This is a genomic window from Nitrospirota bacterium (assembly GCA_016180645.1).
Taxonomy (GTDB): domain Bacteria; phylum JACPQY01; class JACPQY01; order JACPQY01; family JACPQY01; genus JACPAV01.
The window spans coordinates 19,368-39,804 of the sequence record JACPAV010000030.1; the positions used below are offsets into that span (position 1 = coordinate 19,368).

A 20,437-nucleotide genomic window follows, 5' to 3' on the forward strand; every position below is an offset into this window, starting at 1 on the left:
GCTACTTTCCGGTGAGTTTACGCCAGAGGAGGCGGAGGGGATCGTAGTAGCGGGTGGCGACGCGTTCCTTGAGGGGGATGATGGCGTTGTCCGTGATGTGAATGTCTTCGGGGCAGACTTCGGTGCAGCACTTGGTGATGTTGCAGTAGCCGAGCCCGGCCTCCTCTTTCAGGAATTGGAGGCGTGATAGGCTGTCCAGCGGGTGCATGTCCAGGTTGGCCAGCCGCACGAAGAACCGCGGTCCCGCGAACTCGCCGAGCTTGCCGTGATTGCGGATGACATGGCAGACGTCCTGGCACAGGAAACATTCGATGCACTTCCGGAATTCCTGGACGCGGTCCACGTCCGGCTGAAACATCTTCCACTCGACGTCTTTCGCCGGCGTGAACGGCGGAATCCGCTTGTTCACTTCGTAGTTCTTGGAGACGTCCGTCACCAAATCCTTAATGAGAGGGAAGGCGCGCAAGGGATAGACGGTGATGGGTTCGCCGGCGGGGAAATCATCGATGCGCGTTTTGCACATGAGCCTTGGTTTTCCGTTGACCTCGGCGCTGCACGAGCCGCACTTCGCGGCCTTGCAGTTCCACCGGCAGGAGAGGTCGGGCGACAGGTAGCCCTGTATGTGGTGAATGGCGTCCAGAACGACCATACCGGGGCCGACGGGGACTGTGTATTCTTTCGCTTCGCCGCCGCGCGGATCGCCGCGGAACACTTTGAGAACGACCTCTTTCGACTCCGACACTATTTCTTCTCCTCGGCCATCAATTTCTTGATTTCATCGGACCATTCCGGGAGGGGTTTCGGCTCCACCTTGGGCTTGTCGCCGTCCTTCACCGCCACGAAATTGACCTTCGAGAACGCATCCTCCATCTTCGGAAAATCGGTTCGGGCGTGACCGCCACGGCTCTCCTTGCGAAGCAGAGCGCCGCGGGCGATGACTTCGGAAACGGTAATCATGGTGTCGAGGTCCTTGGCGAGGTGCCAGCCGGGATTGTACTGTCGGTTGCCTTCGACGGAGATCGTCTTGGCCTTTTCCCGGAGCTGCTGAAGTTTCTGGATGCCCGTGTTGAGATCGGACTCGCTGCGGAAGATGCCGACGTAGGTGGTCATGACTTCCTGAAGTTCGCGATGGACTTCATACGGGCTGGGGCCGCTCTTGCGGTCGAACGGGGCGAACAGTTCCTTCTCGGCGCGGTCCACCGCGGCGTCGGGGATCTTTGCTTCGGGAGTCTTTTTTCCGTATTCCGCGGCATACAGGCCCGCGCGTCGGCCGAAGACGATGAGGTCCGACAGCGAATTGCCGCCGAGGCGGTTGGCCCCGTGGAGTCCAGCGGCGCATTCGCCAGCGGCGTAGAGGCCAGGAACGTTGGTGGCCTGCGAATCGGCGTTCACCCGAATGCCACCCATCATGTAGTGCATGGTCGGTCCGATTTCCATGGCCTGTTTCGTGATGTCGACGTCCGCGAGTTCCTTGAACTGCATGTACATGCTGGGGAGTTTTCGCTTCACGTACTCGGCGGGCATGTGGGAAATATCGAGGTACACGCCGTCGTGTTCGCTGCCGCGGCCCTCTTTGACTTCGTTGTAGATCGCGCGGGCGACGATGTCGCGTGGGAGAAGTTCGGGAGGCTTGCGCGCTGTGATGGGACGCGCCTCGCGGATTTCGGTGAGCCACTTTTCGGCTTCGGCTTCCGTATCGGAGATCTGTCCTTTGTAGCGTTCCGGGATGTGCTTGAACATGAAACGCTCGCCCTTGTTATTCTTCAGGAGGCCTCCGTCGCCGCGCACGCTCTCGGTGACGAGGAGACCGCGCACGCCGGGAGGCCAGACCATGCCCGTGGGGTGGAATTGGACGAACTCCATGTCCATCAGCTCCGCGCCGATGTCGTAAACCATGGCGTGCCCGTTCCCGGCGTACTCCCACGAATTGGATGTGATCTTGTACGCCTTTCCGGATCCGCCGGTGGCGATGACTGCCGCCTTCGCCTGGAAAATCATGAGCCGACCGCTCTCACGCCAGTAGGCGAGGGCGCCCGCGAACCGTCCGTCCTCTTTGAACAGGTTCGTGACGGTGCATTCCATGTAGACGTCCACGCCGAGCTGGACGGTGCGTTCCTGGAGTGTGCGAATGAGTTCCAGTCCCGTGCGATCGCCCACGTGGACGAGTCGGCGGTACTTGTGCCCGCCGAAGGCTCGCTGGAGGATGCGGCCGTCCGCCGTGCGGTCAAACAGCGCGCCCCATTGTTCGAGTTCACGGACGCGCTCCGGCGCTTCCTGAGCGTGGAGCTGCGCCATTCGCCAGTTGTTGACGTAGACGCCGCCCCGGAGTGTATCGGCGCAGTGCGTTTTCCAGTCGTCCGAGGGATCGATGTTGGCCATTGCGGCCGCGATGCCTCCTTCGGCCATCACCGTGTGGGCCTTGCCGAGGAGTGATTTGCAGATGAGTCCGACCGATGCGCCCTGAGACTTCGCTTCGATGGCGGCACGAAGGCCGGCGCCGCCCGCGCCGATGACGATCACGTCGTATGGGTGCGTTTCGTACTTGTCCAACTTGATTCCTAGAAGAGGCGATCGAGATCGGCCGGGATGTAGCCCATCGCGCCGAGTCGAACGTAGAGGTCCGCGATCGTCACCGAGATGAAGCTGAGCCACGCGTACAGCATGTGATGTTCGTTGGCGCTGCTGCTGGCCTTCCACACGGCATGGCGCTGTTTCCCGCACCAGGCTTTCGCGAAGCAGTCGAGTCCACCGCCGAGCATGTGGCGGGTGGCATGGCAGGAGAAGACGTACATGCTGATGCAGGACACATTGGCCAGCAAGACGAGTGTGCCGATGCCCACGCCCAGGCCATCCTCAAATCTCACGGCGAGATAGACGTCGTACCACATGGTCGCCAGCGGAATGAGACCGATGATCAGGATGTAGCGGTGGAGGTTCATGAGGACGAAGGGGAACTTGTTTTCGCCGCCGTAGTTGTGGCCCCACGGTTCCTGCACGGCGCACGCCGGTGGGTGCATGAAGTAGGCGCGGTAGTAGGCTTTCCGATAGTAGTAGCACGTGGCGCGGAAGCCGATGGGAATCCACATGATCAGAATGGCGGGAGAGAGCGGCCACCAACTGGGTTGGAGCAATGGGGAGTAGATCGGGGAAACGTACGGGCCCCACTCGTAGTTGTTGCCGAGAAACGTGACGATTGTGGCGTAAATGATGAGGCATGCGAGGGCGCTGCCTTGAACGAGCGGGGCCACCCACCACGCGTCTTTTCTCTGGGTGAGGCCGTATCCCGGCGCTTCCATGGAGACGGTTCCGTTGCCCATTTGCGGGCGGACCATAGCACTCCGATAAACACGTTTCAATAGACCTCGGTCAAGTATTTCTCTGCGGCGAATATGGCATTCGAGCGGGTGGGGAACCATCGGCGTGCTATAATATTCAAATGCAGCGAATGCGGAGAAAAGCCGTCGATCGCGGAGCCTTACTCCGACCCTACCTCACCGCGTGGCGGGAGAGGCTGGCGCGTCAGGAGCGGTTGGCCGAGAGGAAAAGGCGAAGCGCGTTGAAGGAGGCGGTGGATCTGGCCAAATACTTGGCGAGGCGGTACTCGGTTCGTCGTGCCGCCGTTGTAGGCTCGATCATGCGCCCCGGCGATTTCCGTGCCGGTTCGGACATCGACCTAATTGTGTGGGGACTGGCCCCGTCCGCCCTTATTTCCGCGTGGGTGGACGTGGAGAAACGGACTTCATTCCCGGTTGATCTCATCGCGTGGGAACACGCAACCCCCCGGCTCCGTCGCACGTTCTTGCGCGAGGGCCGGGTCATTTTTGGCGCCGGTGCGAACTGATCCGCAGCGCTGGCAACGGCTGGCGGAGGAAATCCGTTCGGATCTATCCGAGCTGGATGCTCTGGTCGTGGAAATTCACTCCCACCTGAAGCACGCAACAGGAAAGAAGCTGTCCGACCGGATCACCGGAGGGAAACTGGTTCATGATGTCTACGGAAAGGTGGAATCCATCCTTGTCAAGATTGCGAAAGATCTGAACGGGGGTGTTCCATCAGGAGATGATTGGCACCAGCGCCTCCTGAAGCAGATGGCCATGCCGATCCGGGAGGTTCGTCCGGCCGTGCTTTCCGAGAAAACCCGGGCGAGCCTCGAAGAGTACCTGCGATTCAGGCACGTCTTTCGCAACGTGTATGCGATGTATCTGGACTGGGCTCCCATCCGGCGGCTGGCGGCAGGGACGCCGAAAGTCGTTCGGTCCGTTGCCTCCGACGTCGATCGGTTCATCGGGTTCCTGTCGAAGCTTGCTTCCAGCGCCGGTTGAACAAGGAGTAACCATGTCGAAAACTCAGCGGAAAGTTCTCTGGACCCTTCTCGTGCTCCTCGGTGGATTTCTGCCGGTGTGGTGGGGGTTGGTCTACACGGGGTATTACGACGACAAGATGTCAGCAGATAAGATTGCTTACGCCAGATCTTTCATTCTCTCTGACAGCTTCCTGATTCTCCTGACGGTCGGATTGATTTACGGAGTCGTGAAAAACTGGGTGTGGGGGTACGTGTGCGGCTTGGTGGTTTGCGGAACCGGCTTCTACATGGCCATTCACGGCGTGCACGCGATGATCGTCGGCACGTTTCCGCGTGACCCCGTTACCGTCTGGCTCTACCTCTCGAATATTGTGGGTCTGCCCATCCTCGGCCTGATCCTTCTACGCAGTCTCCGGAGGACCATCGGCGCGCTGCGCGATGACTGACTCCTTCCGGGGCGATTAGTCAATAAAGAATGCCTGACCCCAAACCCCAAACCCTCAAATCCGTCGGTAGGCCGGCCCTGCGTTGCGCCGCTCAGAACGTCAGTCGATGCGATGGATCCAATCGTTCGCGAATCCACATCTTAATGATCGCTTGCCGGGAAACATTGAGTTTGACGGCCTCACGATCAAGCAGGTCTACCATCCATGATGGGAAATCAACGTTGACTCTCTGAACGATGGTCGCACGCTTGAGATCCAAGAATCTCGAGATATCTTCGCCCCGGTCGAATTTTTCATCGAAGGCCGTGGCTTGGATTCTCCTGCTATTTTTCTTTCCCCTGGATGTGGCTTTCATAGATTCTCTCCAATCGGCGATCTGCCCGGTGGCAGCTGATGAGCCTGATTGTTTCACCTTTCCGTGTGAAGACGGCGGCGTAACACTTGCCGCCGATCTTCGCCAGGATCAGGCAGCGGTTCTCGCCCGCGACGTTCTTGGCCGGGATGATGATGTGAGTAACATCCCATAGGCCTTGGGCCCATTCGAGATCGACTCCGTGGCGCTCTCGGTTGAGTTGGCTCTTTGCGGGATCAAATTCGAAGTGCTCCATCCATCGATAATATAACAGTTATACCGGGCAAAAGCCATGTGCGACTCGCGAATCACCCTCCCTCCGGAAAGCAGGAATTGCCTCGTGTCGAGAGTTGAACTCCAAGCCGCCCGTGGTTCCACGTGCTTGGGCGTCGGAGTCAGTACGGTATGAACTATGCGCACTACCGGCGTCTGTTGGAGGTCTTTCCCCTGCCTCGTCCCTACATTGCGCGCCCTTCTCGGTGGCTTACGCGTCAGCCGGGTGACCTGCTTGGAAGAGCCGGATGCCGGAAATCGGCCCGTCCGGATCTGTGAGGGTGAAATCGGGCAACCGATGAACTACTCGACCAAGCCCCCTTGAGGGCACAGAGATCAAGCTGGTCCGCTCGATCGCCGGGTTAGATCGGAACCCTTCCAGTCCACAAGTGCAGTGCATGAGGAAGCTGATGCTCCGGGGTACCGCGAAGTCGGCACAACTCGCGGACCATGCCCTCTGCCACCTCCAGTGCGTTGACGGCGTCAGCCAACGTTAGGGTGTCCACCACCGATGTGTCCGCGAGCCCCTGGATCACGACACCGGGTAGATTCAGGGTTTCGTGGGAGCTTGTAAAGTGCATCAGTGCGTTACGACGCTCCTTGAGAGCGAGAAAGGCTTTGGGCGTTGGCGCTGTGAAGTCTAAGCCCTTGCCGAGAACATCGGCAGGCCAGGTTCTCAGTTTGCGGTCGAGCGACCTTCTCCTGTCCAGATCGTCAAGGACGCGTTGCTTGTGCTGCATGAATCCTGGTTCACTGACAACTACGCGAAAGAAGATGTTCAGGAACGCCTCGACGACCGTCACCGCCAGCATGATGCAGAGTGCAGCGTCCTGCTTCAGTTCCGTTCCGTCCCTACTGTGGTTGAGGCCTCCGACGAGGCGGCGGAGAGCGTCGAAGTACTGCCATATCATCCGGTTCGGCGAAGAGAGATTCATTGGCCCGCGCTCATCATGTGCGATCTAACGCCCAGCATCAGCTGCGGCGCGAAGCGCCGTCAGCTGCATGCTGTTGTTGGGCAGCAGCCTCGGGCTTGCCGAGTATGGAGTAAAGCTGCGCAGCGAGGGACTCACGGTTTTCTGAAAAGAGCCGAACCCGATGTCCGTTTGCGCCGGACGGATGCGGAAAGCCTGAGAGCCACCGTCCAGCGCGAACTCGGTTCTCCACGGCGAGAAGCTGAAGAACCTCCTCGACCGATCTTCCGAGTGGAACGAGCACCGCGTTCGGTATTGATTCCAGCTCACTAGCAAGTATCTCACGGGCGAAGTCCATCAGAAACGGGGACTGGCTTGGTCGCGGGTTCGTTCCAGTGTAGTTGCGCGTGCCGACGAAGACGGGATACCGGAAGGCGGACGTGGTATGAAGGAGCGAGCGCGCAACTCCGAAGAGATCCGAGGAGGACTGGATGCTGAGGAGCCGCGGTAGATCGAGCGCGTCGAGCATGCGGGTGAGGTTCACTCGCATCGAGCCAGCAAAACTGGCGCGAAGTTTTGCATGCCGACAGGCATCCTCTTCCGGGTTGCCCGCAGCAAGGGCATCCCGAACGGTTCGGCACGCGATCTCCATTTGCGTCCAACCCGGCGTGATTCCGAGGATGATCACCTTCGCTTCGGGGTTCTCCGAGTCGAAGGGACAGTAGAAGACACGAAGAGCCCCTTCCTTCGCGATCTGCAAGGCAGGGACAAGGAGATCGGTGTGATCGTACCGTTCCCGGGATGGAAGCGATGCGAGGAACGGGCCATACCTCTCAAAGAGCGACATGGTTCCCGGCTGCCCAACCACTGATCAACTTGCCATTTTGCCCTGATAATTCAATATTGGAGTGGTTTTCGGGGTTCTTCGGTCTCCGATGGAGGGGATTCTCAGTCCTTTTCTGAGACGAACCAGAATCCAACCTTCCAAAACGTCTATGAGATTCCGGCGGCATTCTTCCAAGGAGCGACCGGTTGCCCACACTCCCTTCACGCCTCTGATCTCGCCGTAATAGGGATCGCGGCCACGAATGCGCTCATACCGCGCGCGTTTGAGGGCCGCTTCAACGTACTCGCCGATCATGGCGCCCATGCTATCACCTGTTTCTTCCCGTTTCACCCTCAGCCTGATAGCGAGTGTGGGCTAGGTGGAGGACGGGATCACTTCCGCGGATGTGGGTGTCCTGCCCGAGGCACCCTGGATTCCCGCCTTCGCGGGAATGACACTCTGAAGATGTCGCCCTGTTGTCCGGTGCCGGTGCCTGGCATGACTTCCTGACATTCCAGCAGGATCTTCGATTTCCTCGGGCCCCCAACCGGAGTGGGATGATTCTCCACACGCACAGGAGGAGAAGCCTGCCAAGTACTCCTCACCCTCACGCGGCCATTTTCAGAAGCACCTCGTTGATGACCGTTTGATAGCCAACGCCCCGGCGCTCCGCCTCTTGCTTGGCCCATACAGCGACCCGGGGATGAAGACGAATGGAAATGGGCAGATATTTGTCTCCATTCTTGGGCGGGCGGCCGCGACTCCTACGCTTGACGCCAAGCTTATGTTCGATGGCTTTGTGGGCGGCTCGCACCTCCTTGTCCGTAATGCGTCTGGCCGACTCAAACGGGAATTCCCTAAGTTTCTTCATAGCGTCTTCTCTCCTTTCGAATTGCCTTTCGAGCGCTGATGATCCGATAGACATTTCCAAGCTGAATCACCGTGAATACCACGACGACGATACTGCTGTCCGATTGGCCGATGAGCCACTCTCGAACTTCCGCCGGAGTAGAATGCCCCGGGTCCGGTGCAATCAAGGCATATGGATCATCGAACGCCGTGATCGCTTTCTCAAAACTCAGCCCATGCTTCGCGAAATTGCCGGCTGCCTTCTCCGGGTCCCACTCAAACCTCATTAATAGTATATACTTGAATTAGGAGCAAATATCAACTGAACAGTTCGTACGGTGTTGCATCCGATGTGCTCTATTTTCCCATCAGTGGGGTCCCATCAGTGGGGGCATGGGACCTGACACTATTGCTCATGCCCGATCGTGGATAGGGACACCAGTGTCGCATCTCCGTTGACCCGGTCCTATTTGGGCGGCTGTACTTTTCTCGCGGCCATGAAGATCCCGGTGCTGTTGGAGAAGAATGTCGAAGGCGGGTACACCGTGACTTGCCCGACACTCCCCGGTTGTATCAGTGAGGGGGATACGCGTGCCGAGGCCCTGAAGAATATCCGCGAGGCGATGATCCTCTACCTTCGGGCCGTCGCGAAAGAGGAGCAACTGCTCCGCTTGGAAAAAGACTGCCGCGCTGAGATCGTCCAGATCGCGTTGTAGACGCCGCGTTTGCCGCGGATACCCGGCAAGGAGGCCGTCCGCGTCCTCCCGCGCGCCGGATTCGAAGTTTTCGATCAGGAGGGGAGCCACGTTTACCTCCACAAGCGCGTGGGTGATTCCTTTGCGGGTCGAGTAACCATTCCCCTTCACGGCAAGAAAATTCTGAAACCGAAGACTCTCAAGTCGATTCTCCAGCAGGCAGGCTTGAAGGTGGAGGATTTCATCAGGTTCATGTAGAGGCGCCGGAGTTGGGGGTTGGTGCGTCGGGGATTCGAACTGAGGCCGCGATGTGACCCCCTCACCCGCACCCGCCACTGAATCGTCGGGCAGGCCCTCTCCCTTAGGGGGAGAGGGGAAGGTTCTTTCCTCATCGACCTTCCCATGCTTGGAGGAATAGGACTTTGCCGGAAAAAGGGGCGGAAGGAATTGCCGGGGAGGGCGGAGGATTTGTTTCGATTCGGATAAGTTGGCGCGGCGCGTCAAATTCGGGCAAAACGGCGTTGCGGCAGGGACTTAAACTTCAAGGGACTCGGCTGGCACGGGAATTGACATAAGGGGGTCGGCCATGAGTCTGATGATGCAGGGGATTTATATGTCCGCCGCAGGCGGAGTCGTTCAGGAAGAACGCCTCTACCAAACCTCCAACAACATCGCGAACCTCAACACCTCCGGCTACAAGAAAGACACGATGGCCTTCCGCGATTGGCTGCCGCCGTATGGGGCCGAAACTTACGGCCCGAAAACCTTCCCGCCGTTCCTGCCGGTCACGTGGAGCTCGCTCGTTTTCAAGGATGACAAGCTGTATCCCTACACGGACGAGATCCGCACCGATTTCTCTCAGGGCAACATGGAAGCGACACAGAACCCGCTGGATCTTGCGATCGAGGGCGAAGGGTTCTACGCCGTGCAGACGCCCGGCGGCGTCCGCTACACGCGCGATGGGAATTTTTCGATCAATTCAGATGACATGCTGGTGACCGCGCAAGGGCTGCCCGTCCTTGGAGAAAAAGGCCCGATCAAGATCGACGGCGAGGACGTGACGATTTCGCGCGACGGTGTCGTGATGGTGGACAAGGAAGAAATCGACAAGCTGAAGGTCGTCCGTTTCTCCAAGCTCTTCGGATTGAAGAAAGTGGGCGACAACCTATTCGAGAACATCGATCCCGAACAGAACCCGGCCGGTGAGGCCACGAACTTCACGGTTCGCCAGGGGTTTCTTGAACTGGCGAACGTGAACGGGATCAAGGAAATGCTTCATATGATCGAGCTGATGCGGGCCTACGAGACGCAGCAGCGGGCGATGACGAGCCAGGATCAGATCAACGGGCGCGTCGTCAACGATCTCGCGAGGGTCTAAGGGTGACACAATCGAGGACGTGGCGCGTGACGCGTGACGCGGGGCGCGAAGGAGGGAGAAGATGATTCGGTCGCTGTATACGGCGGCAACGGGCATGCATGCCCAGCAGATGAACGTGGACGTGATCGCCAACAACCTGGCGAACGTGAACACGGCCGGCTTCCGCCGGAGCCGCGTGGAATTTCAGGACCTGTTCTATCAGACGCTCCGGGCGCCCGGCGCGCCATCGGTCCTTCTCGGCACGGAAGTGCCCACGGGCCTCCAAGTCGGCCTCGGCGTGCGGCCGGTGGGCACCAAGAAAATTTTCATGCAGGGGACCTTCGAGAAGACGAACAACTCCTTCGACATGGCCATCGAGGGCAACGGCTTCTTCCAAGTACGCCGCGCCAACGGCGAGATCGGATACACGCGGGCCGGGTCTTTCAACCCCGATTCGCAGGGACGCCTGATGACATCGGACGGCCTGCTATTGGCGCCGGAAATCACGATTCCCAGCGATGCGATGCAGGTGAACATTGAGAAGGACGGCACTGTCTCCATCATGGTCGAAGGACAGATCGATCCCGTGGAAGTCGGCACGCTCGAGATGGCGCGATTCGTCAACCCGGCGGGTCTCCAGGCCATCGGCGACAATCTGTTCCTGCCGAGCGCCGCGTCCGGTGAGCCGATCGTCGGTCGTCCGGGCGAAGAGGGATTCGGCCAGCTCTCCCAGGGCTTCCTGGAAACTTCGAATGTGAACACAGTGGAAGAACTCGTACACATGATCACGGCCCAGCGGGCCTACGAGCTGAATTCGCGCGTCGTCTCGGCCTCGGATGAGATGCTGCAGACGGCGAACGGACTGAAACGATAAACGGGTAGGCGAGTAGCGGGCTAGACCCAAAAGAACAGGTGGAATGAGGCGATGAAGGGGAAAGGCATTCAGGCGGACGGCGCCCAGCGAGCGCGAGCGACGGCCTCACTTGCCGAATCGGCGCCGCCCATCCATGGGACGGCGCTCGTAGCGGCAGGTGCCGCACCGTCCTGGCTGGCGGGGTGTGTCTTCATCCTGCTGCCGGTCCTCCTCTGGGGCGCCCCGGCGACGGCCTTGACGCCACCGCAACCGGCCTCCTCGACCAAGCAGGAGGCGATCAGCCCCATCCAGCGTCAGGCTGAGTCCTACATACTCTCGCAGGTTCCGGAGTTCATCCAGGTGGAGTCGATCGCATGGACGGGCGTCCGGATCCCCACCGATGTCGGAGAAGACGTTCAGATCCGAATCTCACCGGCAGCCCGGTTCACTTGGTTCGGGCCACAGAGACTCCTCGCGGAATACCCGTCCACGAGCGGTCGCGTGAGAAAGCTGTGGCTGTCCTTCGAAGTCCGCGGCCAGGCGCGGGTCGCCTGCGCCGTGGAAGGTCTGGCGCGGGGCAAGGTGCTGAGCGATGCGAACACCCGGATCGTCGCGGTGCCACTGGCGGAGCTTCCACCGGACTACGTGACGGACGTATCGGCCCTGGTCGGCCGAAAGGCGCTGCGCCAATTCCGCGAGGGAGAAATTCTTTCTTCCCGGAGTTTCGAGCAGATTGCGGATATCCGACGGGGCGAAAAAGTAGGCGTGATCCTCAGCCAGTCCCGCTTCACGGTTGAAACCGTGGGCGTGGCGCAGGAGGACGGCCGTGTGGGCGAGGTCATCTTCGTGAAGAATCCGGAGTCGGGCAAGACGTTTCTCGGGCGGATCTTGAGCGATCACCGGGTGGAGGTGACCCTTTGAAGAAATTTGAGATTTCAAATCTGAGATTTGAGATCGAAAACGGGGAGGTGACACCATGATGGAAGAGGAAGAACCCCTTACGCCGTGGGGAAGAAAGACCGTGATGGATCGCGGCATGTTCGCCGCGGGATCGATCCTCGTGACGATGGCAACGGTGATGCTGGGCTTCGTCTTGTTCGCCGGCTGCGCAACGCCGAGGAAGGATATCGGGACCGACGTCAGTTCCAAGATCGCCCAACAGGTGGCGGTGCTGAACCGGCCGCACTACGAGGGATCGTTGTGGACCGAAGGCAGCTCCGCCGGATTCTTCACCGATGTGAAGGCGCGGGTGGTAGGCGACATCGTGACCGTGCAGGTGACGGAGAGTTCGCATGCCAAGAAGCGCGCCGGCATGAAGTTGGACCGCGAGGGCGGGATCAGCGGCCAGATCGAGGGCAAGGATGCGGTGATCCCGATCAAAAGTGCGAAGGGCTCCCTCAAGATGGGAAGCGATTTGAACTCGACCGGAGAAACCCTGCGAAGCGACGACGTGGTGGCGAGCGTGACGGCGTTCGTCACGGAGGTCATGCCGAACGGCAATCTGCGGATTGAAGGTCGGAAAGACGTTCGTGTCGACAGCGAGAACCAGTTTATCTACGTGGCGGGCATTATTCGTCCGACGGACATCACGCAATATAACATCGTGACGTCCACGGCCCTGGCGGACGCCAAAATTGAGTACAGCGGTGAAGGCGCGCTGTCCGACGCCTCGCGTCGGGGGTGGCTCAAGCGCGCCCTGGATTTCGTTTGGCCGCTGTGAATCGTGATGAGTGATGAGTGACGTGTGATGAGTAGGACCATGGAAGACCGGAAAGAGGTTTTGTCCGAGGCTCCTGTCGCTTCACTACTCACCGTTCACTCTTCACGAGAAGAAAGCCCCCTTGCGTCGGGTCCCCCCCACCCGGCGCTACCTCCATTGAGCGGGCCCCCACGGATGGGGGCCCGCTTTGCTCCTTCGGTGAACCCGATTCCCGAGGGTCGTCCTTTTCGGCGACCTAGGGAAGGGTCGGGGCGCCGTAGGGGTGCCGGCCACCTCCTCTCTTCCCATGCGCCTTTGCCGGCCGTGGGAACAACTCTCCACCCCGATGCTCCGTCGGGGCGGTTTCCATCAGACCTTGGCCGTTTCCCTCGAAGCTCCGGCAGCCACTCCAGCTCGCCGGAGGCTTCACTCCTTGTGGCCACGGGCCCTCGGGAACCAAGGATGGTTTCCCGGAAAGTTTCGGGATTCCCGAGGGCTCTCCTTGCCCCGCTCTTTTCCAGGATTTCCCACTTGGGATCTCGGATCTCAAGTTTCCTGGCGGACGCGGACCTTGCCTCCCCACAAGGAAACGGCGCGCTCGCGGAGCGAGCTTCGGGGTCCGCCCTGGAGTGGGCGGACCACTCAGATCGATTGTCCCTCGGCGACGCCCACGCGGCGTTCCGCGGGAATCGCCTGAGCATCCTTCCGAGGCTTGCACACGCTTTCGCGTCAACGGGGATCGACCGCGACCACGGTTTGCAGGCCCTTCCCGGGCTTGTGAAGAGGATGTGGTATCTCTTTGCCTGTTTTTTGTCTCTGGCTTTGTGGGCCGGGATGGTATTCCCCATCCCGGCCCGAGCCGAGCGGGTAAAGGATTTGGTGGACATCGCGGGGGTTCGGAACAACCAGCTCATCGGCTACGGCCTCGCGGTGGGTTTGGAGGGGACGGGGGATTCCTTCTTCCGATCGAATTTCACACAGCAAAGTCTGGCGAATTTCTTGAAGAAGCTCGGCATCCTTCTGGACGAGCGCACGATCCGCGGGCTGCGGCTTCGGAACAGCGCCGCCGTGATGGTGGTGGCCACGCTCCCGCCGTTTGCCCGGCAGGGATCGCGCATCGATGCGATTGTCTCCTCGGTGGGCGACGCGGGCGGCCTTCAGGGCGGTACCTTGCTTATGACGCCTCTCAAGGGCCCGGACGGCCGTGTGTATGCCGTGGCCCAGGGGCCGGTCTCCGTCGGGGGGTTTCGCCCCGGAAAGGTCCCGGTTCGGGGGGAGAGAAACTACTCGACCACCGGCCGCATCTCCGGCGGGGCCATCATTGAAAAAGAAGTCATTGTCGATTTGGAACAGAAAGAGCAATTGACGCTCGTTTTGATCAATCCGGATTTCACGACTTCGTCCCGCATCGCTCAGGCCGTCAACGCCGGCCTAGGAGGCGACGTGGCGAAACCGATCGATGCGACGGCGGTGGCCGTGAATATCCCGGACGATTTCCGGGGCAACGTGGTGGATATGGTGACCGCCATCGAGGCCCTTGAGGTGGACGAAGGCGTGCGGGCGCGGATCGTTCTCGACGAGCGGACGGGAACGGTGGTCATGGGCGAGAATCTTCGGCTCAAGTCCGTGGCCATTTCCCATGGGGACCTTCATATCGCCATCAAGGAGGAGCCGGAACCTTTGCCGCTCTCTCCCAACGAGAGTATAATCGTGCCCCAGGATATGAGTGAAGATGGCTCCAGGAAGGAGCAAGTCTTGTTGCTACCGCCGGGTCCCACGTTGGGGGAAATCGTCAAGGCGCTCAACACCGTGGGGGTCACCCCGCGGGATCTGATCGCCATCCTCAACACCCTTCGCGCGGCCGGCGCCCTCAACGCCCAGATTGATTTGATGTGAAGCCTCGCTGCCCCTGGAGGATTTCAGATTTGAGATTTGAAATTTCAGATTTGGCCGAAGGCGGTGGGGAATGAAGATCGATCCCCAGACAAGTCTGACGCTCCTGGGTGAAAAACTTAAAGGCGAATCTCAGAATTCGAGCCTTCAGGGCCTTCAGCGGCTCAAGAACGGGCTTTCCCCCCCGGGCCCCGGAGACCAACCCCCCGTCGATCCGGCTCAAGCCCGCAAAGCCGCGGAAAACTTCGAGTCGTATTTTCTGTTTTACGTTCTCAAGGGAATGCGCGAGGCGTTTACCGACGGCGATCCCCTCCTCGAAGGCGAGGATGGCGGCGGGTTTCAGGGCAGTGTTTTCAAAGAGATGATGGACGAAGAGTTGGGAAAAACGATGGCGCAGAACGGCGGAGTCGGCCTCGCCGACATGGTTCTCAAACAGCTCGGCGTCCCCTCGGACCGAAATCTTGTTTCGCCGTCGCGCGCCGGCGCAACCGTCGTACGCTCTCCCTCTTCGGCCACCGGGTTGCAGAAGGAGAATCGAGAAGGCTTGCGGCTGAATCGGCCCGTGCCCGGCGCGATCACGTCGTCCTTCGGCACGCGCGCCGATCCGTTCACGGGGCGGGCGGAAAAGCACGAGGGCGTGGACCTCCGCGCGTCGGAAGGTGATGACGTGCGTTCCGCTGCCGCGGGAATCGTTGTCTTCAGCGGTGAGAAGCCGGGATACGGCCGCGTGGTGGAAGTCCTGCACGCGGACGGCTACAGCACGATTTATGCGCATCTAAAACAGCCGCTCGTTGAGCGGGGTGATTTCATTTCACGTGGCGGACTGGTCGGTCGGGCCGGGGAGACCGGTCGGGCGACGGGTCCCCACGTACATCTTGAGCTGAAGAAGGACGGGGAGCCGATCAATCCGGAGCCCTATCTTTTGGAAGCCTGAACATATTGTAACAGCCGTGGATACTGGACGACCTGGCCAATCGGAAGAGGGATTTCCTTGCAGGGAATGTTTGTTTCCGGTTCAAACCTTCACAAAGTGCCGAAACTTACAAAACCTGTTAAAGTTCATGGATATCCTTCCGATAGACTAGACTGAGGAGAAAGGAGAAAAGGCCAAATGTCGCCCAGAATCACCGGAATCGGCTCCAAGCAAGTTGAGCAGCTCGTTTCGAACAAGGTTCAGAAGCGGGATGACCGGGTAAAAGCCGACAAGACCGAAACGCGCACCACCGAGGCGGGTGAGCGTGTTTCCCTTTCCGAAGCGGCCCGAGAGGTCGCCGCGGCAAGGAGCAGGGTCGAGCTGATCCCGGACGTCCGCACGGAACGAGTCGAGCAACTGAAGGACGCGATTTCCAATGGCACATACCAGGTGGATGGACGGGCAGTGGCCGAGAAGCTCCTCAAGGAAACTCTGCTCGACATCCTCTTGTAGTCCCGGCTCCGCCGTCCGGCGGAAGATTCGGGGGGACCGCGAATTCCAAGGAGGGAAGTATGGCCGGTGCACCTCTGCCTCGTTCCGACTTCTTTAACGAACTCACCACCGCTCTTTCGCGTCAATGCGAAGCGCTGGACGCGCTGAAGCAGAAATTGGAGAACCAGAAGGAGCAGTTGATCCGCTTCCAGGTGGATGACCTGGAACAGAGCAACGCCGAGATCGCCGAACTCACCGCCCGCGTAGCCACTCTTGAAAAGGACCGGTACGTGTTCGTCGCCCGGAAGTTCGGCCGTTCAGAGATGAAGCTTTCCGAGATTGTGGACGTGGCCCCCGTGGAACACGGGGCCCGCCTCCGGGAGATCCACGCCCGCTTGCGCTCCCTCTCGCGTGCCGTGGGCCGCTTGAGCACGGCGAATGCCGATCTCATGAGGAACGGCGCCGGTCTCGTGGAGGGGATGCTCAACTTGTACCGTCACTCGCTCAACGCCCGGCCGGTGTATGAGCGGGAGCGGATCGTCGATACGGTGGGACTCCAGGGCTCGATGGTGAGCACGAGGCTGTGAGTCGTGAAGAGTGAAGGGTGATGGGTGAAGTGAAACTCCGAAGGGCAGAGAGAATTCGACCCATGAATTCATTCTCATCACCCCTCACACATAACGCATCACGGTAGGATATGCCCGGAATTGACGACATGCTGGGAATCGCCACGCAGGCGATTCTTGTCCACCGCGCCACCTTGGAGGTGGCCAGCCACAACATTGCCAACGTCAATACTCCCGGGTATTCGCGCCAGAAGGCGTTCTTGGAGAACAACGGGCCGAACGACGATTTCTTCGGCAAGATCGGCACGGGTGTGTTCCTCCGTTCCGTCAAGCGCGAGGCGGACATCTTTCTGAACACGGAGATCTACTCGAACACCTCCGGGTTGGGGAAACTCCGGGCCCAAAGTCAGCAGCTCCAGAGGCTGGAGGCGATCTTCAATGAATCCGTGGATGCCGGCGTCAGTAAGGCGATCAAGGATTTCTTCTCGGCGTGGAACGACCTGGCCAACAAGCCGGAGGGAATCGCGGAGCGGAATGCCGTGCTGGAGCGGGGGAAGGTTCTTCGCGACACCATCCGGCGCACCCGGCAGCAAATCGACGACCTCAATCGCCTGCTTTCTTCCCGGCTGAGCCAGGTGGTCGCCCAAGTCAACACGTACGCCCAGGAAATTCGATCCCTGAATGTGCGTGTGGCCAACACCGAGGGCCAGGGTTCGTCCGCCAACGATGAGCGGGACCTCCGTGAACAGAGAATGAAGGAGCTTTCGGAACTGGTCAGTTTCCAAAGCTACGAGGACCCCGTTACGAAGATGGTCAACATCACGGTGGGCGGGCTGCCGCTCGTGGCCGGGAACGTGAGCAATTCCCTCTCCTCATCCTTGAACACGTCCGGCAACCTGATCCTGAATTTCGTTCGCCGGGATGGGAGCACTCAGGCCATTACCAACCTGATCACCGGCGGGCAGGCCAAGGGGCTGATCGACTTGCGTAATACGACGATACCGGACTACCAGTCACGCCTCGATACGCTCGCCCGCGAGATCATCGAGGAGGTGAACCGGGTGCACACGCGCGGCGTCGGTCTCGCCACGGATTCCACGGGCAAATCCGCCGGCTTTACCTCCATCACGAGCAAGTTGGCGATCAAGCAGAGCCTCGCCCTGGGCACGGCCGTGACAACCGCCGGGAGTCCGTTCTCCCTCGTGGACGGCGGGACCTTCACGATTCACGCCTACGACTCCACCGGCCAGGTCATTGCCCAGCGGACGTTCACGATCGATTCGAACAACAGTTCGGCAAGCTTGAATTCGGGCACGGCCGTCCATTCCTTCCCGGCCGGCACGCTTGTGGAGCTCGCGATGAACATCAATACCACCATGGGGGCGAATCTGACCGCCACGGTGACCACCGTCGGCTCGGGTACGGCGCTCCTCACGCTCGGCACGGATGCCGGCACGTCCTATTTCACCTTCAGCGAAGACTCCAGCGATCTCCTGAGCGTCCTCGGCATGAACACCTTTTTCTCCGGGGACGATTCCCGGGACTTCGACATCGATTCGGTGGTCTTGAACGACGTCAACCACATCAATGCCTCCAAGGTGGACCGACGCGATTTCATGTCGAACGCCGTGGCGTACGGCTCGGGCGGTCCGCTCGGGGGATCCGGCTTCAGCTTGGGATTCGGATCGGCTTTCACGCCCGGGACGATGACGATTGACGTGTACGATCAGTTCGGGAGCGTCATTGAAACCAAGTCCATCTCCATCCGCGGCCAGACGCAGCTTGTCAGTCTGGATGCCGGGACCACCGGATACGGGATTGACGCCACGTTCGAGAACCTCGAAGCGAGCGTCAATGGAGGCGGAACGCTGATTGGCATCCGCGCCATCGGCATGGGGAAAAGTTTCGTGATTCGGAACGACACGTCCAGCTTCATGCAAAACCTTCAAATTACCGGGAACGTGCCCGGCCCGCGCAATTTTTCCCAGGGCGACAATCGGAACGCGCTGGAGCTGTCCGCTCTCGAAAGCGCCCTGGTGTTGAACGGAAACACGCAAACGTTCAGCGAATACTACTCCGACTTCCAGGCGAAGGTCGGCTCCGAGGTTCAGAACAACCAGCGGAACTTCGACCAGCAGGAGCTCTCCGTCGAACAGCTTGAAGGATTCCGCGATGAGCGCGCGGGTGTCAACCTCGACGAAGAGATCGCGAAACTGATCAAGTATGAGCAGGCGTACAATGCGTCGGCGCGTCTGGTGGCGCTGGTCCAACAGCTTACGGATACGCTGCTCAACATCATCGGAGCGTAACGGATGACCGACCCCCGCCTCACGCCTAACGACTCACGACTTACGGTTCGATGAGCTTCCTTCGCGTCACACAGAATCTGATGTTCCGGAACATCAACACCGACATCCAGCGGAATTACAACCGGCTGGCTCTCGACCAGATGAAACTCGGATCGGCCAAGCGCGTCAACAAGCCGTCCGACGATCCCGTCTCCATCGCCCAGATCATGGAGTTCAGGAAAACCATACGGGAGGTGGACCAATTCGACCGGAACATTGAGCAGGCCAGAAGGTTCCTGCAATCCAGCGATTCAACGCTCGACTCCGTGCACACCATGCTTGTCAGGGGCAAGCAGTTGGCCATTCAAGCGGCCAATACTCCGCTGAGCGACTCGGCCCGTGACGGCATGGCCAAAGAGGTGGAAGAAATGCAGAACGAGCTGGTCAAGCTGGCCAACAGCCGGCAGAACGGCCAGTACCTTTTCGGCGGATCCAACACCAAGACGGCCACCTTCGTTACGAGAACTCTTTCCGAGAACGTGTCGACGACTGAGAATACCCGATTTCGAGTGGTGACCTACAACGGGCAGGGTGTGGACGTTTCGGATGCCAACGACATCGACACGGACAGTCTCACCGCCGGTTCGACCACCGACGAACTGCCGGACGCGACCAGTTCCGTCGCGGCGGGCAATATCGCGAATGCCACCTTCTACACGACCACCGGAGCGCCGGTGGCCACTTTCGGCGCGGGCGCCACGCAAAACCAGGTTCGTACGCTTCCGAAATTCTTCGATCCCCTGGAGGTCCAGATCACCTTCGGGAATAACGGCCGCCTCCAGATCAACGAAACCGGCCGGATCTTCACGGGCGATGGGACCAATGACGATGGCGACAGCGAAGTCAATCTCTTCAAAACCCTTGACGACTTCCGGATCGCCCTGGAGAACAACAGCCTCGGCGCCGGAGGCGTGGGCGGCATCCAGGCGCGCATTTCGGAGTTTGATTATGGCATGGATACCATTCGCGAGGCCCAGGCGAGGATTGGGTCGCGGCTGAACCGGGTGGAACAGGCCGGCTCGGCCCACGAGAATATCCGGCTCTCGGTTCAGGAATCGCTCAGCAAGCAGGAAGACTTGGATATTGCGGCCACGATCACCGACCTCCAATTGGCGCAAGTTGTGTATCAGGCTGCGCTGGCCAGTGCGGGGCGGATTTTGCCTCTCAGCCTCCTGAACTTCATCTAAGCGATGAGCCGATTGCGCAGTCTTCTTTCCGGTCTTTTGACCCCACGGCCGAAAGGTGCACGCGCCCCGCGTCGCACGATCGCACTCCGGGCACGACAAGCCATCAAGGAATCGCATGTCCTTCGCGGGGTGCGTCGCCAGATGGAATCGACTCTTCCCCTGGCGGCTCCCGTCTTTACGCACTTGCTGGACGCACCCCTCGATCGCGCGCGTTCCAACGGGAACGGGCACGCCCGGAGGATTTCGCGCCCTCGTCGAAAGAATCCTCTCGCCATGGTCCTCGGCTTCACCCTCCCGATCGGCAACGGCCGCGGCTCCTCCCGCCTCCATATCCGCACCCTCTTCCGCCTCGAACGGTAGGCGCTACGAGCAGACCCTTAACCTGAATCCGGCGTGAAGGTGAGTATATCACAGCTGGATTCCTTGCTTGGCGAGGGGCTAGTGCGTATTCTGAGGGGATGGGCCGTTTCTACG

Annotated in this window: 26 protein-coding genes; 16 read left to right on the forward strand and 10 right to left on the reverse strand. The window is 59.9% G+C overall.

The features are described 5' to 3' along the window. Position 1: 1 nt before the first annotated feature. From HYT87_16325 to HYT87_16335, 3 genes are read right to left on the reverse strand one after another with little or no spacing between them, the layout of a single operon-like run. Positions 2-742: a succinate dehydrogenase/fumarate reductase iron-sulfur subunit gene (locus HYT87_16325; protein ID MBI2061305.1), complete on the reverse strand. Its 741-nt coding sequence runs from the start codon at positions 740-742 to the stop codon at positions 2-4. Continuing rightward, complete coding sequence (locus HYT87_16330; protein ID MBI2061306.1) at positions 742-2,550, reverse strand: fumarate reductase/succinate dehydrogenase flavoprotein subunit; 1,809 nt, start codon at positions 2,548-2,550, stop codon at positions 742-744. Before HYT87_16330 ends, HYT87_16325 begins: the two co-directional genes overlap by 1 nt. A gap of 8 nt (positions 2,551-2,558) precedes the next feature. Continuing rightward, positions 2,559-3,296 (reverse strand): succinate dehydrogenase, encoded by a 738-nt coding sequence (locus HYT87_16335; GenBank protein ID MBI2061307.1) that lies wholly within the window; start codon positions 3,294-3,296, stop codon positions 2,559-2,561. A gap of 140 nt (positions 3,297-3,436) precedes the next feature. Between HYT87_16335 and HYT87_16340 the strand changes: the two genes are divergently transcribed. The 3 genes from HYT87_16340 to HYT87_16350 are packed head-to-tail and all read left to right on the forward strand — an operon-like array spanning position 3,437 to position 4,749. After that, entirely contained in the window at positions 3,437-3,841 is a 405-nt protein-coding gene (locus HYT87_16340; protein MBI2061308.1) for a nucleotidyltransferase domain-containing protein, read from the forward strand. Next, complete coding sequence (locus tag HYT87_16345; GenBank protein MBI2061309.1) at positions 3,831-4,322, forward strand: hypothetical protein; 492 nt, start codon at positions 3,831-3,833, stop codon at positions 4,320-4,322. The genes HYT87_16340 and HYT87_16345 overlap by 11 nt, the downstream gene beginning before the upstream one ends. A gap of 13 nt (positions 4,323-4,335) precedes the next feature. Then, complete coding sequence (locus HYT87_16350) at positions 4,336-4,749, forward strand: hypothetical protein (protein MBI2061310.1); 414 nt, start codon at positions 4,336-4,338, stop codon at positions 4,747-4,749. A 91-nt stretch (positions 4,750-4,840) separates the two neighbouring features. On the opposite strand, the gene HYT87_16355 is transcribed toward HYT87_16350, so the two are convergent. The 7 genes from HYT87_16355 to HYT87_16385 form a co-directional block, all read right to left on the reverse strand. After that, positions 4,841-5,065 carry a CopG family transcriptional regulator gene (locus HYT87_16355; protein MBI2061311.1) on the reverse strand — a complete coding sequence of 75 codons (225 nt, stop codon included), beginning with the start codon at positions 5,063-5,065 and terminating at the stop codon, positions 4,841-4,843. A 7-nt stretch (positions 5,066-5,072) separates the two neighbouring features. Next, positions 5,073-5,357, reverse strand: coding sequence for a BrnT family toxin (locus tag HYT87_16360; protein ID MBI2061312.1), 285 nt, complete (start codon positions 5,355-5,357; stop codon positions 5,073-5,075). Between the two features lie 379 nt (positions 5,358-5,736). After that, complete coding sequence (locus HYT87_16365) at positions 5,737-6,309, reverse strand: hypothetical protein (protein MBI2061313.1); 573 nt, start codon at positions 6,307-6,309, stop codon at positions 5,737-5,739. Positions 6,310-6,346: 37 nt separating this feature from the next. Next, positions 6,347-7,132 (reverse strand): hypothetical protein, encoded by a 786-nt coding sequence (locus HYT87_16370; protein ID MBI2061314.1) that lies wholly within the window; start codon positions 7,130-7,132, stop codon positions 6,347-6,349. 24 nt (positions 7,133-7,156) lie between these two features. Further along, on the reverse strand, positions 7,157-7,426 hold the full coding sequence (locus HYT87_16375; protein ID MBI2061315.1) for a type II toxin-antitoxin system HicB family antitoxin: 270 nt from the start codon (positions 7,424-7,426) through the stop codon (positions 7,157-7,159). 292 nt (positions 7,427-7,718) lie between these two features. Beyond that, positions 7,719-7,982: a BrnA antitoxin family protein gene (locus HYT87_16380; protein ID MBI2061316.1), complete on the reverse strand. Its 264-nt coding sequence runs from the start codon at positions 7,980-7,982 to the stop codon at positions 7,719-7,721. Further along, positions 7,969-8,247: a BrnT family toxin gene (locus tag HYT87_16385; GenBank protein MBI2061317.1), complete on the reverse strand. Its 279-nt coding sequence runs from the start codon at positions 8,245-8,247 to the stop codon at positions 7,969-7,971. The genes HYT87_16380 and HYT87_16385 overlap by 14 nt, the downstream gene beginning before the upstream one ends. 210 nt (positions 8,248-8,457) lie before the next feature. On the opposite strand from HYT87_16385, the gene HYT87_16390 reads away from it, so the two are divergent. The 13 genes from HYT87_16390 to HYT87_16450 all read left to right on the forward strand — a co-directional run bounded on the left by HYT87_16390 (position 8,458) and on the right by HYT87_16450 (position 20,323). Further along, the gene (locus HYT87_16390; GenBank protein ID MBI2061318.1) at positions 8,458-8,676 is read left to right on the forward strand and encodes a type II toxin-antitoxin system HicB family antitoxin; all 219 of its coding nucleotides are present in this window, start codon (positions 8,458-8,460) and stop codon (positions 8,674-8,676) included. A 9-nt stretch (positions 8,677-8,685) separates the two neighbouring features. Next, the gene (locus HYT87_16395; protein ID MBI2061319.1) at positions 8,686-8,913 is read left to right on the forward strand and encodes a type II toxin-antitoxin system HicA family toxin; all 228 of its coding nucleotides are present in this window, start codon (positions 8,686-8,688) and stop codon (positions 8,911-8,913) included. Positions 8,914-9,241: 328 nt separating this feature from the next. Continuing rightward, the gene (flgF, locus tag HYT87_16400) at positions 9,242-10,033 is read left to right on the forward strand and encodes a flagellar basal-body rod protein FlgF (GenBank protein MBI2061320.1); all 792 of its coding nucleotides are present in this window, start codon (positions 9,242-9,244) and stop codon (positions 10,031-10,033) included. 61 nt (positions 10,034-10,094) lie between these two features. Then, positions 10,095-10,886: a flagellar basal-body rod protein FlgG gene (flgG, locus tag HYT87_16405; protein MBI2061321.1), complete on the forward strand. Its 792-nt coding sequence runs from the start codon at positions 10,095-10,097 to the stop codon at positions 10,884-10,886. A 51-nt stretch (positions 10,887-10,937) separates the two neighbouring features. Next, a complete protein-coding gene (flgA, locus tag HYT87_16410; GenBank protein ID MBI2061322.1) occupies positions 10,938-11,786 on the forward strand; it encodes a flagellar basal body P-ring formation protein FlgA in 849 nt (282 codons plus the stop codon). A 55-nt stretch (positions 11,787-11,841) separates the two neighbouring features. After that, positions 11,842-12,585, forward strand: coding sequence for a flagellar basal body L-ring protein FlgH (locus tag HYT87_16415; GenBank protein ID MBI2061323.1), 744 nt, complete (start codon positions 11,842-11,844; stop codon positions 12,583-12,585). A 756-nt stretch (positions 12,586-13,341) separates the two neighbouring features. Next, the gene (locus tag HYT87_16420; protein ID MBI2061324.1) at positions 13,342-14,460 is read left to right on the forward strand and encodes a flagellar basal body P-ring protein FlgI; all 1,119 of its coding nucleotides are present in this window, start codon (positions 13,342-13,344) and stop codon (positions 14,458-14,460) included. Positions 14,461-14,530: 70 nt separating this feature from the next. Further along, positions 14,531-15,391, forward strand: a complete 861-nt coding sequence (locus tag HYT87_16425) for a peptidoglycan DD-metalloendopeptidase family protein (protein ID MBI2061325.1) — start codon at positions 14,531-14,533, stop codon at positions 15,389-15,391. A gap of 177 nt (positions 15,392-15,568) precedes the next feature. Beyond that, a complete protein-coding gene (gene flgM, locus HYT87_16430; protein MBI2061326.1) occupies positions 15,569-15,883 on the forward strand; it encodes a flagellar biosynthesis anti-sigma factor FlgM in 315 nt (104 codons plus the stop codon). A gap of 59 nt (positions 15,884-15,942) precedes the next feature. Beyond that, a complete protein-coding gene (locus HYT87_16435) occupies positions 15,943-16,449 on the forward strand; it encodes a flagellar protein FlgN (protein ID MBI2061327.1) in 507 nt (168 codons plus the stop codon). Positions 16,450-16,559: 110 nt separating this feature from the next. Beyond that, a complete protein-coding gene (gene flgK / locus HYT87_16440) occupies positions 16,560-18,737 on the forward strand; it encodes a flagellar hook-associated protein FlgK (protein MBI2061328.1) in 2,178 nt (725 codons plus the stop codon). A gap of 50 nt (positions 18,738-18,787) precedes the next feature. Continuing rightward, the gene (flgL, locus tag HYT87_16445; protein MBI2061329.1) at positions 18,788-19,963 is read left to right on the forward strand and encodes a flagellar hook-associated protein FlgL; all 1,176 of its coding nucleotides are present in this window, start codon (positions 18,788-18,790) and stop codon (positions 19,961-19,963) included. A 3-nt stretch (positions 19,964-19,966) separates the two neighbouring features. Further along, positions 19,967-20,323 (forward strand): hypothetical protein, encoded by a 357-nt coding sequence (locus HYT87_16450; GenBank protein ID MBI2061330.1) that lies wholly within the window; start codon positions 19,967-19,969, stop codon positions 20,321-20,323. The last annotated feature ends 114 nt before the right edge of the window (positions 20,324-20,437 follow it).

Excerpts from the sequence above, each read along its gene's own strand:
- HYT87_16335 (MBI2061307.1), bottom strand. The coding sequence starts at position 3,296 with ATGGAAGCGCCGGGATACGGCCTCACCCAGAGAAAAGACGCGTGGTGG.
- HYT87_16340 (MBI2061308.1), top strand. The coding sequence starts at position 3,437 with ATGCAGCGAATGCGGAGAAAAGCCGTCGATCGCGGAGCCTTACTCCGA.
- HYT87_16350 (MBI2061310.1), top strand. The coding sequence starts at position 4,336 with ATGTCGAAAACTCAGCGGAAAGTTCTCTGGACCCTTCTCGTGCTCCTC.
- HYT87_16360 (MBI2061312.1), bottom strand. The coding sequence starts at position 5,357 with ATGGAGCACTTCGAATTTGATCCCGCAAAGAGCCAACTCAACCGAGAG.
- HYT87_16365 (MBI2061313.1), bottom strand. The coding sequence starts at position 6,309 with ATGAATCTCTCTTCGCCGAACCGGATGATATGGCAGTACTTCGACGCT.
- HYT87_16370 (MBI2061314.1), bottom strand. The coding sequence starts at position 7,132 with ATGTCGCTCTTTGAGAGGTATGGCCCGTTCCTCGCATCGCTTCCATCC.
- HYT87_16375 (MBI2061315.1), bottom strand. The coding sequence starts at position 7,426 with ATGATCGGCGAGTACGTTGAAGCGGCCCTCAAACGCGCGCGGTATGAG.
- HYT87_16380 (MBI2061316.1), bottom strand. The coding sequence starts at position 7,982 with ATGAAGAAACTTAGGGAATTCCCGTTTGAGTCGGCCAGACGCATTACG.
- HYT87_16385 (MBI2061317.1), bottom strand. The coding sequence starts at position 8,247 with ATGAGGTTTGAGTGGGACCCGGAGAAGGCAGCCGGCAATTTCGCGAAG.
- HYT87_16390 (MBI2061318.1), top strand. The coding sequence starts at position 8,458 with ATGAAGATCCCGGTGCTGTTGGAGAAGAATGTCGAAGGCGGGTACACC.
- flgF (MBI2061320.1), top strand. The coding sequence starts at position 9,242 with ATGAGTCTGATGATGCAGGGGATTTATATGTCCGCCGCAGGCGGAGTC.
- flgG (MBI2061321.1), top strand. The coding sequence starts at position 10,095 with ATGATTCGGTCGCTGTATACGGCGGCAACGGGCATGCATGCCCAGCAG.
- flgA (MBI2061322.1), top strand. The coding sequence starts at position 10,938 with ATGAAGGGGAAAGGCATTCAGGCGGACGGCGCCCAGCGAGCGCGAGCG.
- HYT87_16415 (MBI2061323.1), top strand. The coding sequence starts at position 11,842 with ATGATGGAAGAGGAAGAACCCCTTACGCCGTGGGGAAGAAAGACCGTG.
- HYT87_16425 (MBI2061325.1), top strand. The coding sequence starts at position 14,531 with ATGAAGATCGATCCCCAGACAAGTCTGACGCTCCTGGGTGAAAAACTT.
- flgM (MBI2061326.1), top strand. The coding sequence starts at position 15,569 with ATGTCGCCCAGAATCACCGGAATCGGCTCCAAGCAAGTTGAGCAGCTC.
- HYT87_16435 (MBI2061327.1), top strand. The coding sequence starts at position 15,943 with ATGGCCGGTGCACCTCTGCCTCGTTCCGACTTCTTTAACGAACTCACC.
- flgK (MBI2061328.1), top strand. The coding sequence starts at position 16,560 with ATGCCCGGAATTGACGACATGCTGGGAATCGCCACGCAGGCGATTCTT.
- flgL (MBI2061329.1), top strand. The coding sequence starts at position 18,788 with ATGAGCTTCCTTCGCGTCACACAGAATCTGATGTTCCGGAACATCAAC.
- HYT87_16450 (MBI2061330.1), top strand. The coding sequence starts at position 19,967 with ATGAGCCGATTGCGCAGTCTTCTTTCCGGTCTTTTGACCCCACGGCCG.